At 43.7% G+C, this 13732-nt stretch carries 14 protein-coding genes; 12 read left to right on the top strand and 2 right to left on the bottom strand.

Annotated features, from left to right (window positions below; genetic code table 11):
- The first annotated feature begins 99 nt into the window (after positions 1-99).
- The 12 genes from R5H20_RS15295 to R5H20_RS15240 all read left to right on the top strand — a co-directional run bounded on the left by R5H20_RS15295 (position 100) and on the right by R5H20_RS15240 (position 11778).
- Entirely contained in the window at positions 100-738 is a 639-nt protein-coding gene (locus R5H20_RS15295; RefSeq protein ID WP_006637596.1) for a transcriptional regulator CcpN, read from the top strand.
- 23 nt (positions 739-761) lie between these two features.
- Positions 762-1574, top strand: coding sequence for a pyruvate, water dikinase regulatory protein (locus R5H20_RS15290; RefSeq protein ID WP_006637595.1), 813 nt, complete (start codon positions 762-764; stop codon positions 1572-1574).
- 261 nt (positions 1575-1835) lie between these two features.
- Positions 1836-2327, top strand: coding sequence for a YaiI/YqxD family protein (locus tag R5H20_RS15285; protein WP_006637594.1), 492 nt, complete (start codon positions 1836-1838; stop codon positions 2325-2327).
- A 32-nt stretch (positions 2328-2359) separates the two neighbouring features.
- Complete coding sequence (gene dnaG, locus R5H20_RS15280; protein ID WP_006637593.1) at positions 2360-4183, top strand: DNA primase; 1824 nt, start codon at positions 2360-2362, stop codon at positions 4181-4183.
- A 199-nt stretch (positions 4184-4382) separates the two neighbouring features.
- Positions 4383-5504, top strand: a complete 1122-nt coding sequence (gene rpoD / locus R5H20_RS15275) for an RNA polymerase sigma factor RpoD (RefSeq protein ID WP_006637592.1) — start codon at positions 4383-4385, stop codon at positions 5502-5504.
- Between the two features lie 361 nt (positions 5505-5865).
- Positions 5866-6225, top strand: a complete 360-nt coding sequence (cccA, locus tag R5H20_RS15270) for a cytochrome c550 (RefSeq protein WP_006637591.1) — start codon at positions 5866-5868, stop codon at positions 6223-6225.
- Positions 6226-6695: 470 nt separating this feature from the next.
- The gene (locus R5H20_RS15265; protein WP_236835534.1) at positions 6696-7358 is read left to right on the top strand and encodes a hypothetical protein; all 663 of its coding nucleotides are present in this window, start codon (positions 6696-6698) and stop codon (positions 7356-7358) included.
- Positions 7359-7560: 202 nt separating this feature from the next.
- Entirely contained in the window at positions 7561-8460 is a 900-nt protein-coding gene (locus R5H20_RS15260) for a hypothetical protein (protein ID WP_006637589.1), read from the top strand.
- 118 nt (positions 8461-8578) lie between these two features.
- Entirely contained in the window at positions 8579-8971 is a 393-nt protein-coding gene (locus R5H20_RS15255) for an immunity 50 family protein (protein WP_006637588.1), read from the top strand.
- A gap of 164 nt (positions 8972-9135) precedes the next feature.
- A complete protein-coding gene (locus tag R5H20_RS15250; RefSeq protein ID WP_006637587.1) occupies positions 9136-9861 on the top strand; it encodes an endonuclease V in 726 nt (241 codons plus the stop codon).
- Between the two features lie 152 nt (positions 9862-10013).
- Positions 10014-10664, top strand: a complete 651-nt coding sequence (locus R5H20_RS15245) for a tRNA (adenine(22)-N(1))-methyltransferase (RefSeq protein WP_236835382.1) — start codon at positions 10014-10016, stop codon at positions 10662-10664.
- Entirely contained in the window at positions 10657-11778 is a 1122-nt protein-coding gene (locus R5H20_RS15240) for a Nif3-like dinuclear metal center hexameric protein (RefSeq protein ID WP_006637585.1), read from the top strand. The genes R5H20_RS15245 and R5H20_RS15240 overlap by 8 nt, the downstream gene beginning before the upstream one ends.
- Positions 11779-11807: 29 nt before the next feature.
- Here R5H20_RS15240 and R5H20_RS15235 read toward each other — a convergent pair whose 3' ends face one another.
- Both R5H20_RS15235 and vrrA read right to left on the bottom strand, forming a co-directional pair.
- Positions 11808-12752 (bottom strand): 4-hydroxy-3-methylbut-2-enyl diphosphate reductase, encoded by a 945-nt coding sequence (locus R5H20_RS15235; protein WP_006637584.1) that lies wholly within the window; start codon positions 12750-12752, stop codon positions 11808-11810.
- 123 nt (positions 12753-12875) lie between these two features.
- Positions 12876-13523, bottom strand: a complete 648-nt coding sequence (vrrA, locus tag R5H20_RS15230; RefSeq protein WP_006637583.1) for a VrrA/YqfQ family protein — start codon at positions 13521-13523, stop codon at positions 12876-12878.
- Positions 13524-13732 lie beyond the last annotated feature (209 nt).

Below are 13732 nucleotides of genomic sequence, written 5' to 3'. Positions count from 1 at the left end.
TCAAATGTAATTGCTGTTATTTTAGCCTTCAATTGCGTTATAATATGTTATCGACTTTTTATACATATTGAACGAATCGTGAGCTTCAGCTTAAAGGTGGTGAGTACGATCGAACTAAATAAACGTCAGGAGCATATTTTGCAGATTGTCAAAGAGAACGGACCGATAACCGGAGAGCATATAGCCGAAAAACTGAATTTAACAAGGGCTACGCTTCGGCCGGACTTAGCCATTTTAACGATGTCGGGCTTTTTGGAAGCGAGGCCGAGAGTCGGTTATTTTTATACAGGAAAGACAGGAACGCAGCTTTTGGCCGACAAGCTGAAAAAGCTGCAGGTGAAGGACTTCCAGTCGATTCCGGTGGTGATTCACGAAAACGTTTCCGTTTATGATGCGATCTGCACGATGTTCTTAGAGGACGTAGGAACGCTTTTTGTCGTTGATGATAATGCCATCTTAGTCGGTGTACTTTCACGGAAAGATTTGCTCAGAGCAAGCATCGGCAAACAGGAGCTCCCTTCTATACCCGTCCATATCATTATGACAAGAATGCCTAACATTACGATATGCAGGCGCGATGATTTCATTTTGGACGTTGCCAAAACGCTCATCGAAAAACAGATTGACGCGTTGCCCGTTGTAAAGGATACAGAAAAGGGCTTTGAAGTAGCGGGAAGAATCACGAAGACAAACATGACAAAAATCCTTGTCGGCTTATCTGAAAATGAAATCATGTAGAGTGAAAACAATGGGGGGATATCATGAATAATCGGACGATTTATGTTGTATCCGACTCTGTCGGCGAGACAGCTGAGCTGGTTGTCAAGGCGGCTGTCAGTCAATTCAACGGCTCATCAGAGCATACAAATATCAGGCGGATCCCTTATGTGGAGGACCGCGGAACAATTAAAGAAGTCATTTCACTGGCGGAAGCCGATGGCGGCATCATCTGTTTTACGCTCGTTGTCCCGGAAATTCGTGAATTTTTAATCGCAGAAGCTGAAAAAGCGAACGTGGTATACTACGATATCATCGGTCCGCTGATCGAGAAAATGGAGACGGTGTACGGGTTCAGCGCCAAATATGAACCGGGCCGGGTCCGGCAGCTTGATGAAGATTACTTCAAAAAAGTCGAGGCGATTGAATTCGCCGTAAAATACGACGATGGCAGGGATCCGCGGGGCATCTTAAAAGCGGATATCGTCTTGATCGGCGTGTCCAGAACGTCTAAAACCCCTTTATCACAATATTTGGCTCACAAGCGTCTGAAAGTGGCAAACGTGCCGATTGTTCCGGAAGTCGACCCTCCGGAAGAGCTCTTTACTGTTGATCCGGCCAAATGCATCGGTTTGAAAATCAGTCCCGATAAGCTGAACCATATCCGGAAAGAGCGCTTGAAATCCCTCGGCCTCAATGATAAAGCGATCTATGCCAATATCAACCGCATCAAAGAAGAACTGGAATACTTTGAAAAAATAGTGAACCGAATCGGCTGCGATGTCGTCGATGTATCCAATAAAGCGGTAGAAGAAACAGCCAACATTATCCATAACATGATGACAAAAAGGGTCTAACAAAAAACTCAGGACACCCCATCCTGGGTTTTTGCTTTGACGGTTTTGGGAAAAGTGAAAAAGATAGCATCTTTCACTCATTTGTATTATAATAAAAAATTGTGATAAAATGATTAATTTTAGGTTTAAGCTTAGTACAGAACGAATAAACTATTATGGGTATCGTGTCAAGAATTTCAAGAAAAAAGTTTTCGACAAATTCTTATAAATCGATTATTTTGAAACCTGTGTGATTTTGCCCGTATTTATAGCAGGAGTTTGATGGAGGGATGGAGAATTAGTTTTCTTGAAAAAGAAAGGACGATTTTTGTCGATGCAGACGCATGCCCAGTAAAAGACGAAGTGCTGAAGGTCGCCGCGGAATACGAAGTGAATGTTGTGTTCGTAGCTTCATTCGAGCATTATCAAGTGACAAGGAAAGCGGAAGAGAATTGGGCGTATGTTGATCCACATAAAGAAGCTGCGGATCTGTATATTGCCAATCATGTCCGCGCCGGTGATTTGGTCATTACGCAGGATATCGGGCTTGCTTCACTGCTGCTTGGCAAAAAGGTCTTTGTGATGTCGGAGAGAGGTTTTCTTTTCGAAGAGAAGTCCATCGACCTCGCTCTTTGCCGCCGTCACATCTCTCAAAAACTGAGAAGAAGCGGACACTACACAAAAGGCCCAAAAAAGCTTGTCAAAGAAGACAGGGAGCGATTTGTCAAAGAGCTGCAAAAAATCTTGTCGAAAATTGAAGGATTTACGTACTAAGCAGCGAATTATGTACGACGGAGTGTTGGAACATGGGCAATCGTATACCAGATGAAATCGTGGAACAAGTGCAAAACTCAGCTGATATCGTTGAAGTGATTGGAGAGTACGTCCAGTTAAGAAAACAGGGGCGTAATTATTTTGGGCTCTGTCCATTTCACGGCGAGAACACACCATCTTTTTCCGTTTCTGGAGAAAAACAGATTTTCCACTGCTTTGGATGCGGAGCGGGAGGAAATGTCTTTTCATTTTTAAGACAAATGGAAGGTTATTCTTTTAGTGAAGCAGTTTCTCATCTGGCGGATAAATATCACATCGATCTGCCGGATCATGTAACAGCTGTTTCTTCATACAGTGCGGGCAATTCAGATGAACAGAAGATGGCGGAAGCTCACGAGCTGTTAAAGAAATTTTACCATCATTTGCTGGTCAATACAAAGGAAGGCCAAGAAGCGCTCGACTATTTGCTCGAGAGAGGCTTCAGGATGGAAGAAATCGAGCAGTTTGAAATCGGCTGCGCTCTTGATTCATGGGATTTTATAACAAAGTTTTTGGAACGCAGAGGCTTTGACCTCGATTTGATGGAAAAAGCCGGACTGATTATCAGGCGGGAAAACGGAGGCGGCTATTTTGACCGCTTTCGGAGCCGGATTATGTTTCCGATTCATGATCATCACGGAACAACGGTCGCTTTTTCGGGAAGGACGTTTACCGGCGAGCATCCGAAATATATGAACAGTCCTGAAACCCCGCTTTTTCGGAAAAGCAAGCTGCTTTATCATTTTCACCAGGCGCGGCTTCATATCCGAAAAGAAGAAAGGGCTGTCCTCTTTGAAGGCTTCGCAGACGTCATTTCGGCCGTCCGGTCGGGGGTGAAAGAGGCCATCGCGACAATGGGAACGGCCCTTACCGAGGAGCATGCCAAAATCATCAGACGCAATGTCGGGGAAGTCATCCTTTGCTATGATTCGGATCAAGCCGGGTACGAAGCGACACTGAAAGCGGCTGACGTGCTTCAGAAAAGGGGCTGCAATGTGAAGGTTGCAATGATCCCCGACGGACTGGATCCCGATGACTACATCAAAACATTCGGCAGCGAAAAGTTTAAACACGATGTAATAGGGTCCAGCGTAACCTTAATGACATTTAAAATGCAATATTTCCGCAAGGGGAAAAACCTGTCTGATGAAGGTGACCGCTTAGCATACATCAATGATGTATTAAAAGAAGTCAGCCTGCTCAGCGGGCCTCTCGAACAGGAGATATACATCAAACAGCTGGCAAATGAATTTTCGCTCTCTCTCGATTCCCTGAAGGAACAGCTTTCCGTTTTTGAAAAACAGGCTGCCAGCCGCACAAGGGAAAGCGGACGGCAGGAATCGAAAGAGAGGCGCGCTTCCATTTCGCGGCCTCCGCGGAAGAAAACGGGGCTTCGCCCGGCTCATGAAAACGCAGAACGAATGCTGATCGCTCACATGATTCACGACCGCGATGTCATCCGAAAAGTTTTGGATCGGGTCGGCTTTGAATTTAACCTTGATCAGCACAGGGCGATCGCGGCATATCTATATGCCATGTACGAGGAAGGGGCCGACATTTCCATCCAGCAGCTTTTTAAACGAATTGACGATCAGGAGCTGAGCCAGCTCCTCACAGATATTTTGATGCTTCAAGTCAATCAGGAGCTTAGTGAAGCCGAATTATCTGATTATGTAAAAAAAGTGTTGAATTATCGAAATTGGTCAATGATAAAAGAAAAAGAGGCTGCAAGGGCGGAAGCCGAAAGACAAAAGGACTTTATTAAAGCGGCGACTTTGGCTCAAGAAATTATTAAGTTGAACCGTTCGCTAAAATAAACCGTTATATAATAGGAAGGGCTTTTGGCAATGAATCCTTACGGAGGAGCAAATGCTTGTCCTAATCACATATTGTCAATTTATGATTTGCTTTACGTTAAGCTCTAGATAGATATAAGGCTTAAAGCGTGAAATAGGAACAAATAAAGCGGGACGCTTTTAGAATTCGTCTGTAAGTTTTGGAAGGAGGGATCCATGAATGGCTGATAAACAAGCACACGAGACCGAAACTGAATTCACGTTTGAACAGGTAAGGGACCAATTAACTGAGGCCGGAAAAAAACGTGGAGTGCTCACATATGAAGAAATCGCAGAGCGCATGTCCAGTTTCGATATCGAATCAGACCAAATGGATGAGTATTATGAATTTTTAGGAGAGCAGGGCGTTGAATTAATTAGTGAAAACGAAGAAAATGAGGATCCTAATATTCAACAGCTTGCTAAGGCTGAAGAAGAATTTGACCTGAATGATTTAAGCGTGCCCCCGGGCGTTAAGATAAACGACCCTGTCCGGATGTACTTGAAAGAGATCGGACGGGTGAATCTCCTGTCTGCAAAAGAGGAAATTGAATACGCCAAAAAGATCGAAGAAGGCGATGAAGAATCCAAGCGGCGCTTGGCTGAAGCAAACTTGCGTCTTGTCGTCAGCATCGCAAAGCGGTACGTCGGCCGCGGCATGCTTTTCCTAGACCTGATCCAGGAAGGAAACATGGGTCTGATGAAGGCGGTTGAAAAGTTTGACTACCGTAAAGGATACAAATTCAGTACGTATGCAACATGGTGGATCAGACAGGCGATTACAAGAGCAATAGCCGACCAGGCAAGAACGATCCGGATTCCTGTGCATATGGTGGAAACGATCAATAAGCTGATCCGCGTCCAAAGACAGCTCCTTCAGGATCTCGGCCGGGAGCCAACTCCTGAAGAAATTGCAGAAGATATGGATTTGACGCCGGAAAAAGTCCGTGAAATTCTAAAGATTGCCCAAGAACCGGTTTCACTTGAAACCCCGATAGGAGAAGAGGATGATTCACATCTTGGAGATTTCATCGAAGACCAGGAAGCGACTTCTCCGTCAGATCACGCGGCATATGAACTTCTGAAAGAACAGCTTGAAGATGTATTAGATACACTGACAGACCGCGAAGAAAATGTATTGCGCCTTCGTTTCGGCCTCGATGACGGGCGGACAAGAACGTTGGAAGAAGTTGGTAAGGTGTTTGGGGTAACAAGAGAACGAATTCGTCAAATAGAAGCTAAAGCACTTCGTAAATTGAGACATCCAAGCAGAAGCAAACGTCTGAAAGATTTTCTCGAATAATGTGAACGGGTCCGCGGGATCCGTTCTTTTTTCACCCGTTTATGAAAGCGCTATTATTGGTAAACCCGATTATATTTTACTTAATTTCTTTTGATTTTGCAAATAGGCAAAAGTTGATTTTGAGACATTATAACCTTGAGATCACGGGAAAAGCCCTTTATAATGGTTGTTGAAACCGCATTCAAAATTTGGTTTGCCTGGAATCAATCACTCGGAATGATCGACATTTCCAGCCATCATTTGTCTAAAATGTGAACTTCATCAGCTTTTGTTTCATAACCGGTTTACTTTTTGTAAAATTAAAGTAGAATTAGAATTGTTTACATAAGGGGCTGGGGTAAATGAAAAAGGGGGATGTAAAATGAATCGCAATCCATTAATTCCATTTTTGTTGATCGCTATTATGGGTATAGGTCTGGTTTTTATTTTATCGATAAAGGGTTTATACGATGCAAAGGAAATTGCCGGAGAAGGGAATAAAACCGCTCAAGAAAACAAAGCGGACGCATCGCCGGAAGAAATTTACAAGGCGAACTGCGTGACCTGCCACGGTGAAAACTATGAAGGAGTATCAGGTCCGAAATTAAAAGGGGTCGGCGACCACCTTGACAAGGGACAAATCAAAGAAAAAATTGAAAAAGGCGGAAACGGTATGCCCGCCGGGCTTGTTCCAGCCGAAAAGCTTGACGATATGGCGAAATGGGTTTCCGAGCTGAAATAGCCGTTTTAAGTCGGTTTTTGATGACCAATGATATCATTTTTTGATTTGGAAATATAGAGGATTCGCAAATTGAAAGTCTGCGGCTTTCTTGCGAATCCTTTTTGATTTGCGGGGTTCTTGGGAACTATTCGCGGAGTCAGCCCGGGAAAAGCGCGTCCCCGGTTTATGTCACCTGAAAGTTTTTCGAAAAACCTTCAGGAGATATGGACAAGCATGGTATGTTTACCAAATATGATGATGAAAGAGCGAGCGACTGAAGGAAAAGTCCTTGGGCGTCCTGGAAATGACGGAAAACCGCCGCAAAAACGGGTTTAGCGAAACTGCCGTCGGGCGGCTGTGTTCGAGTACTGGATATGCCGGGTCTTGGCTATGCCTCGCTATGCTGATCTGAAAGGGGATGACAAAACAACCTGGGTGAGAGCAGATCATCTGATAAAATGATATCGGGAGAAGAATATTTAAAATCAGGAGTGAAGAATTTGCCGGATTCCATTACATTATTAGAGCCTTTGAATTTATCAAGCGGCTGGTTCGTTCAATACAATAATTTAACAGAAGCCTCGCGAGAAAAAAGCGCCCTAAATACTCAATTAATAAAATTAATAAATGCAAGACATCATTCTGCGGTAGAAATTATGAAAGGGCATGATGATTATTTTATCCATGTCTACGACATTCATGACTCCCAAAAACTGATCGACACGATCGAAGTCAAAGAGCGGGATCAGCTGGTAAAAGAATTGGAATGGATCGTCTGGAAAATAGGAACATTTGACAGCAGAATTTACAGCTTTGAAGGTCCTCATGACTTTTTGCGTCTTAGAATTCCGGAAGGATGGAAAGTCGCTTATAATAAGTTAATCAATATAGACCCTGATCAGTTAGAGGAAGACAGTGATGAATGGTTTCACTTTACATCGTCTTTATTGCTGTTAGAGCATAAAGAGAATCAATTGCTTTTAGACGTTGGCTGGTATGTAGATATCGAGCCCTCAGGAACCTTTTATATCCTATTAATCAAAAATCAAGACTGGGAAAACCCGCTAGAAGATGTAGAAATGAGAAGACCCGAAGAGTTAGTGTCACAAATAGAAGCCATTCTTCAAAAAGCAGCTGTACAACATTTTGAATAACTGAGCTGAAGTTTCCAGAATAAAAACAAAGAAGGCAATGGTCGGATTCCTGTTTATCGACTGAGGCGAAAAAACAGAAAAAGGCCGGCCGGAGCGCAGAACAATTCAAAAAGACTTTACAGATCGTCCTTTGCCTGACAAACTGATGATGGAAAGGCGAACCAAAACGTGTCACGTAAAAATTTTTATAGGTGGAGATGGAATGTTTTTTTTCAAAAAGAAAGCAAGAGTCACAGAACAAAAAGTACGAGAGCTTGTTCAGCAGCTGGAAAAGGCATATATAAACAAGGATATCGAGAAATTGACCAGCATATTCCATCCGGACAATCGGCATATATCGTTTTTAAATCATGCTGGGCTCATGATGACTTTTCAAATTTACGATATCCAATCAGACATCATGAATATAGATATTTTACATTTATCTGAGAAAGATGCTACGTTTACATACACACGAAAACATTTGTATACATGTTTAAACCAAAACGATGAAAATGGCGACAATCCAAATAATATCACCAGTTATTACGTCCAAATCGAAGCAGACGGCAATTCTATTTGGATCACAAGATATTCAAAGTACAGTGAATTATTTTTAAATACAGAAGGAGAGATCCTGCCGCAAGAGCAAGCGGTCGTACCCGCCGGCGCACAGTTCTTTGAACGTATGAAACGTTTTATTCATCAGTTTCAGCTGGATGGTTTCCAACCTGCGACGTATCTTTTATACAGCGACAGTGAATTTCTTGGCTATTATCCTGAGAAAGAGCGATTTTTGTATGTGACGACCGAGAAATTTACAATTGATTATTTTAAAGAAATGGCGGCTTCCTCGATTGCTGAACACACAGAAACCTATTTACATCAAAATAACTTGGAATTCGGTGAGATAGTAGAGAAAAAGGAGAATTATTCAATTATCGAAACTAAATTTTTAGAAGATTCTCGTTTGCAACATGAGCTTGTATTAAGTATATTGGCGCCTGACGGATTTTTTATGTTGCGCTATTTGAAAAATAATCATGGTCCGATTGAACAAGAGATGCGGCAAAGTTGGATTCATCAAATGCAGGGGGCCGCTACCCGAATCAATCAAGAATAAAATGGTTTATTAATGGGTTTTGGCGTCACGGTCTTGTTATATTGAGTGAACAATCCTTCTTACACTGCCAGACGTGAAAACTGACATCGTATAGAAGTAAGGTAAGGAGCTTAGACATATGATCAGCCAAGTAAAATTTATGAATCCTCAAGCTATTGTCAACATATTTGGCGGTATGCCTGAATTTATCGATTCGGAATTAATGAATGTGGAATTAAGGAGAGAAGGTCCTTGTTTATTTGTTAGATTGATGACAAAAGAGTCTGTTGAGAATAAACCGGAGCGTTGGGATAAGTGGGATGTCATTTATATAGAAATGTCCTTTATAGGTGTGCGAAATTTAAGCATAAAAGATTTCGGTACGGATCATATAATCAATCAATTTGAAATAAATGAAGTCGGGGAAGATGGATCATTAAAGATTACATGCAACAATCACATGCAGATTGAATGTATTTTTGAGTGGGCCAGAATCGAAAAAGTTTCACCTGGATTATTAGGTATTTCATAAACATACATACAATAAACAGCTATACGCGAAACCTCTTCAAATGTAGAATAATGGATTTTTAAGCTGGTTTGTCTGAAAGCAGATACAAAGGGTTTAGGGAAAGGCATTAATGATAGGGGGATGCTTCAGAAAATTGGATTGAGTGAGGGAGTTCGGTTAAAAAAATGAAGATTAATCATATCCACGATTTTAATTTGCATCATGAAGATGCTTTTTTAGCTTTGCAAATGGAGCTTAAAAGCCAAATCCAGTTAACAAAAACGATTAGTAACAATTCTTTGCAGAACTGCGCAGGGGTCGATTTAGCCTATTGGGAGGAGGATGGCGAATCAGTTGGCGTCTGCAGTATGGTAGTACTTGATGTAAACAGCAAAAATATCATTGAAAAAGTTCATAGCGTGGGGAAAATCAATGTGCCGTATGTACCGGGGTTTCTTGCGTTCAGGGAGCTTCCTCTTATCATAGAAGCGGCAAAAAAATTAACGGTTGACCCGGATGTTTTTTTATTCGACGGGAACGGTTATCTGCATTATCACCATATGGGGGTTGCGACACACGCATCGTTTTTTCTCAATAAACCAACAATCGGTATTGCAAAGACTTACTTGAGAATCAAACAAACTGACTTTGAGATGCCTGACGATGAAGTCGGCGCTTATACAGACATCGTGATTGACGGTGAAGTTTACGGACGTGCATTACGGACGAGACAGGGCGTGAAACCCGTATTTTTATCAAGCGGAAACTTCATTGATTTAGAAAGCAGCTATCAAATTGCGATGAACTTGATCAATCAAGAAAGCAGACTGCCGATCCCGGTTCGGTTGGCAGATCTTGAGACACACGCTTTAAGAAAATACTATCAGGAAAATAAAAAACTTGCCGAGTAAATTCGCAAGTTTTTTTCGGCTTGGAAACCAACCCGTTTTTTTATATGATAGTAAAGGAAAAATGAATCAGAAAAGTTGTGATGATTGTGAATGAAATGAAGTTATCAAAAAGGCTGCAGACTGTAGCCGAACACATACCAAAAGGGGCAGTGATGGCGGATATAGGGTCTGATCATGCCTATCTTCCCTGCTATTGTGTGCTGAATGACCTGGCAAGCGCCGCAATCGCCGGTGAAATTACGGATGGACCTTTTCTTTCTGCGAAACAGCAGGTTGAGAAATTAAATTTAAGTTCGCTCATCTCGGTAAGGAAAGGGGACGGGCTTGAAGTCATTCAAAAAGGCGAAGTGAATGCGATTACGATCGCCGGAATGGGGGGATCGCTCATTGCTCACATTCTAGAGTCGGGAAAGGGAAAACTGACGGGCAAGGAGCGCTTGATTTTGCAGCCGAATATTCACGCCCGCCATATAAGAGAGTGGCTGTACAAGGAAGGCTATGCGCTTATAAAAGAAGACATCCTTGAAGAAGACGGGAAATGCTATGAGGTTCTTGTGGCTGAAACCGGCGACAAGGACGCGGCCTACAAAGACATTTCTTTTAGAGCAGGCGTACTTGTCGGACCATTTTTAGCTAAAGAAAAAACGGATGTTTTTGTGAAAAAATGGTCCCAGGAGCTTGAACATCTGAAAAAAATCTATCAACAAATTAAAGTTGCTGCCCCAAGTATTGAAAATCAGCAAAAATTGAATGAGCTCTCAGAGAGGATTGAGATTTTAAAGGAGGTTTTAGAACGTGGGTAAATTGGTGAACGGTCAAGAAATCATCCGACTGTTTGAACAGTTCTCCCCGAAGGCTTTGGCCGTTGAAGGAGACAAAATCGGCCTCCAAATCGGGACGCTTAATAAAAAAATCAAAAACGTCATGGTGACCCTTGACGTGCTTGAAGAAACCGTAGATGAAGCGATTGCGAAAAACGTTGATTTAATCATCGCCCATCACCCTCCGGTTTTTCGGCCGCTGAAGAATATCGTGACAGATCAGCCGGGCGGGAGACTGATTGAAAAATGCATCAAACACGATATTGCCGTTTATGCGGCCCATACGAATCTTGATGTCGCCGACGGCGGTGTGAACGATATGCTAGCCGATGCATTGGGGCTCGAGGAAACAAAGGTTCTGGTCCCGACGTATGCAGAATCTTTGAAAAAGCTAGCGGTCTACGTTCCGAAAGAGTATGAAGAAAAGGTCCGGAAGGCTTTGGGAGATGCCGGAGCAGGCCATATCGGGGCATACAGCCATTGTGCCTTTTCGTCGGAGGGAATCGGCAGCTTCCGGCCGCTTGAGGATGCCAATCCGTTTATCGGCCAGGCGGGCGAGCTTGAGCGGGTTCAGGAAGTCAGAATTGAGACGGTATATCCGTCAGGCATTGAAAAGACGGTTTTAGCGGCGATGAAAAAGGCCCATCCATACGAAGAAGTCGCTTTTGATATTTATCCGGTTGAACAAAGCCCGCTTCAAAAAGGGCTTGGACGGATCGGTAAGCTGAAAGAAGAAATGACGCTCGCCGATTTTGCGCGGCATGTGAAAGAAAAGCTTCAGGCGAACGGAGCGCGGATGGTCGGAAATCCCGATGCCAAAGTCAAAAAAGTAGCCGTACTCGGCGGTGATGGGAACAAGTATATTTATGATGCGAAAAGAATGGGCGCAGATGTGTACGTGACAGGGGATCTTTATTTCCATACCGCCCACGATGCGCTGGCGATCGGGCTCAATGTCGTAGATCCCGGACATTACGCCGAACAAATCATGAAACAGGGCGTCACTAAAAAGCTGACGGAGATGTGTACAGAGAAAAAATATGATGTCAGCATTTTCCCTTCGGAAACCAATACAAATCCATTTGCTTTTTTATAAATCAAAAACCTGAGGCGGGTCACACAGCCTCAGGTTTTTGATTTTACTTTAGGCAATATTTTTTGCAGCGGAACTTCATGACTGGTCTTCCATGTGGATGGATCATCATGATCAAACTGCTCTAAAAAGCGGATGACTTCTTTCGTTATCGGCGTCGGGGTTGACGCTCCCGCTGTCACGGCGACCGTTTCAACGCCTTTAAGCCATTCAAGCTTTAATTCGCTTAAGTCTCCGATCCGGTATGCTTTCGTCCCGGCGATTTCTTCAGATACTTGTGCAAGACGGTTGGAGTTGTTGCTTTTCGGATCGCCGACGACGATCGTCAAGTCGGCCTTTTTCGCCTGTTCTGAGACCGCCTCCTGCCGAACCTGGGTTGCCAGGCAGATTTCCTGGTGGAATTCGACATGGGGATACTTTTCTTTCACCTTTTCCATAATGTCGTGGACATCCCATTGTGACATTGTCGTTTGATTTGTGACGATCAGTTTGTCTGAATCAACGGTCAGACGCTCCACATCCTCTTCAGTTTCGACAAGGTGAACGATATCGGGGGCAACGCCGACGGCGCCTTCCGGTTCCGGATGGCCTTTTTTGCCGATATAAATGACATGGTAGCCTTCCGCCTTCATTTTTTTGATTAAATCGTGGGTTTTCGTCACGTCAGGGCAGGTGGCGTCAATAGCGACCAGTCCTTTTTCCTCAGCAGCTTTGCGGACTTCGGGCGATACGCCGTGGGCGGTGAAAATAACGGTTCCTTTGTCAACCTTTTTTAAAATCTCGAGCCGGTTCGGGCCGTCAAGCGTATAAATGCCTTCTTTTTCAAATGCGTCTGTAACATGTTTATTATGAACAATCATTCCTAAAATATATATAGGTCTTGGCAGACTTTTATCAAGAGCCGCGTTTTTGGCGATGACCATGGCATCGACGACACCGTAGCAGTAGCCGCGCGGCGAGATTTTAATAACATTCATTCTTTAGTCCTCCTAAAAAGAAGTAAGAGCCGGACATGATAAAAAGCCGTAAAAAACGGCTTATATTCCTGAAGTCTCTTGTGACCTCATTATATCCGATCCTTAAGGAGATATCAAAGAATGTTATATATACAATTTAGGTTTTGAGTCTCCTCCGCCTGCTCTTTTTTTAGGAGAGGGCACAGACCGGCTTGATTGTTGCGGACTCTTTTCCGCTTGTGATTTTTCAGGTTTTGAAGAATCCTTTTCTTCCGGCTCTTCACCGGTTTTTCCGCTTTTTTCCGCTTCGTCTTTCCGCTCATCGTCTTTCTGTTCTTCGCTTTCACTTGTTTCACTGTCATCAGTGTTCAGCTGTCTTAACATTTTCACCATTCCAGGGAGATTGCGTACGAGAGGGCCGTATTGCTGAATCATCGGAGTCACTTGCTGGGCCACTCCGAGGGCCTTTTGCACATTGCCGAGCATGCTTGATATAGAAGCGGGATTTGCGAAGTTTTGAATTCCGCCGAGTCCGGTCCCCGCTCCGCCGAGACCTGTTCCGGTTCCTCCTGATGCGGCTGATCCTCCGGGAAGAAATTTGGAAAGGAATCCTTGTATTCCCCCTCCCCGAGCTGCGGCCTGCTGTGGTGCGCCCATCGGATTGAAAAACTGCTGAAATCCCTGCTGCTGGCCGGAAGGCGGCGCCATTCCCATACCCGGATTTCTCGGGGCTATCATTCTGCTCGGTCTTTGCAGGCCAGGGGGCCTTCTCATCGGCTGCTGTGGAAACATACTAGTACCTCCTTTCAAATCCTTCTCTTGATAAGGTATGCAGATCGTGTATAAAGTGCTTTTGCCCCGAAGCCCGATTGCGGCCGGAGATGATGGTTTTTTTCAGCGCAATCAGTTATAATTTAATGATGGACATGATACCAGCCTTTTTTTAGCCTCAAGCGGCATAAAAAAGGATACATAAGCGCACAATTCAGCCATATAGGATA

Source organism: Bacillus sp. KICET-3, from assembly GCF_033261025.1.
Classification (GTDB): Bacteria; Bacillota; Bacilli; order Bacillales; family Bacillaceae; genus Bacillus; species Bacillus sonorensis.
The sequence above is the reverse complement of the archived record's forward strand: the minus strand, read 5'-3'. Positions and strand labels throughout refer to the sequence as shown.

Coding starts and splice junctions, on each gene's coding strand:
- R5H20_RS15290 (WP_006637595.1), top strand. CDS start 762: ATGAATAATCGGACGATTTATGTTGTATCCGACTCTGTCGGCGAGACA.
- R5H20_RS15285 (WP_006637594.1), top strand. CDS start 1,836: ATGGAGGGATGGAGAATTAGTTTTCTTGAAAAAGAAAGGACGATTTTT.
- dnaG (WP_006637593.1), top strand. CDS start 2,360: ATGGGCAATCGTATACCAGATGAAATCGTGGAACAAGTGCAAAACTCA.
- rpoD (WP_006637592.1), top strand. CDS start 4,383: ATGGCTGATAAACAAGCACACGAGACCGAAACTGAATTCACGTTTGAA.
- cccA (WP_006637591.1), top strand. CDS start 5,866: ATGAATCGCAATCCATTAATTCCATTTTTGTTGATCGCTATTATGGGT.
- R5H20_RS15260 (WP_006637589.1), top strand. CDS start 7,561: ATGTTTTTTTTCAAAAAGAAAGCAAGAGTCACAGAACAAAAAGTACGA.
- R5H20_RS15255 (WP_006637588.1), top strand. CDS start 8,579: ATGATCAGCCAAGTAAAATTTATGAATCCTCAAGCTATTGTCAACATA.
- R5H20_RS15250 (WP_006637587.1), top strand. CDS start 9,136: ATGAAGATTAATCATATCCACGATTTTAATTTGCATCATGAAGATGCT.
- R5H20_RS15245 (WP_236835382.1), top strand. CDS start 10,014: ATGGCGGATATAGGGTCTGATCATGCCTATCTTCCCTGCTATTGTGTG.
- R5H20_RS15235 (WP_006637584.1), bottom strand. CDS start 12,752: ATGAATGTTATTAAAATCTCGCCGCGCGGCTACTGCTACGGTGTCGTC.
- vrrA (WP_006637583.1), bottom strand. CDS start 13,523: ATGTTTCCACAGCAGCCGATGAGAAGGCCCCCTGGCCTGCAAAGACCG.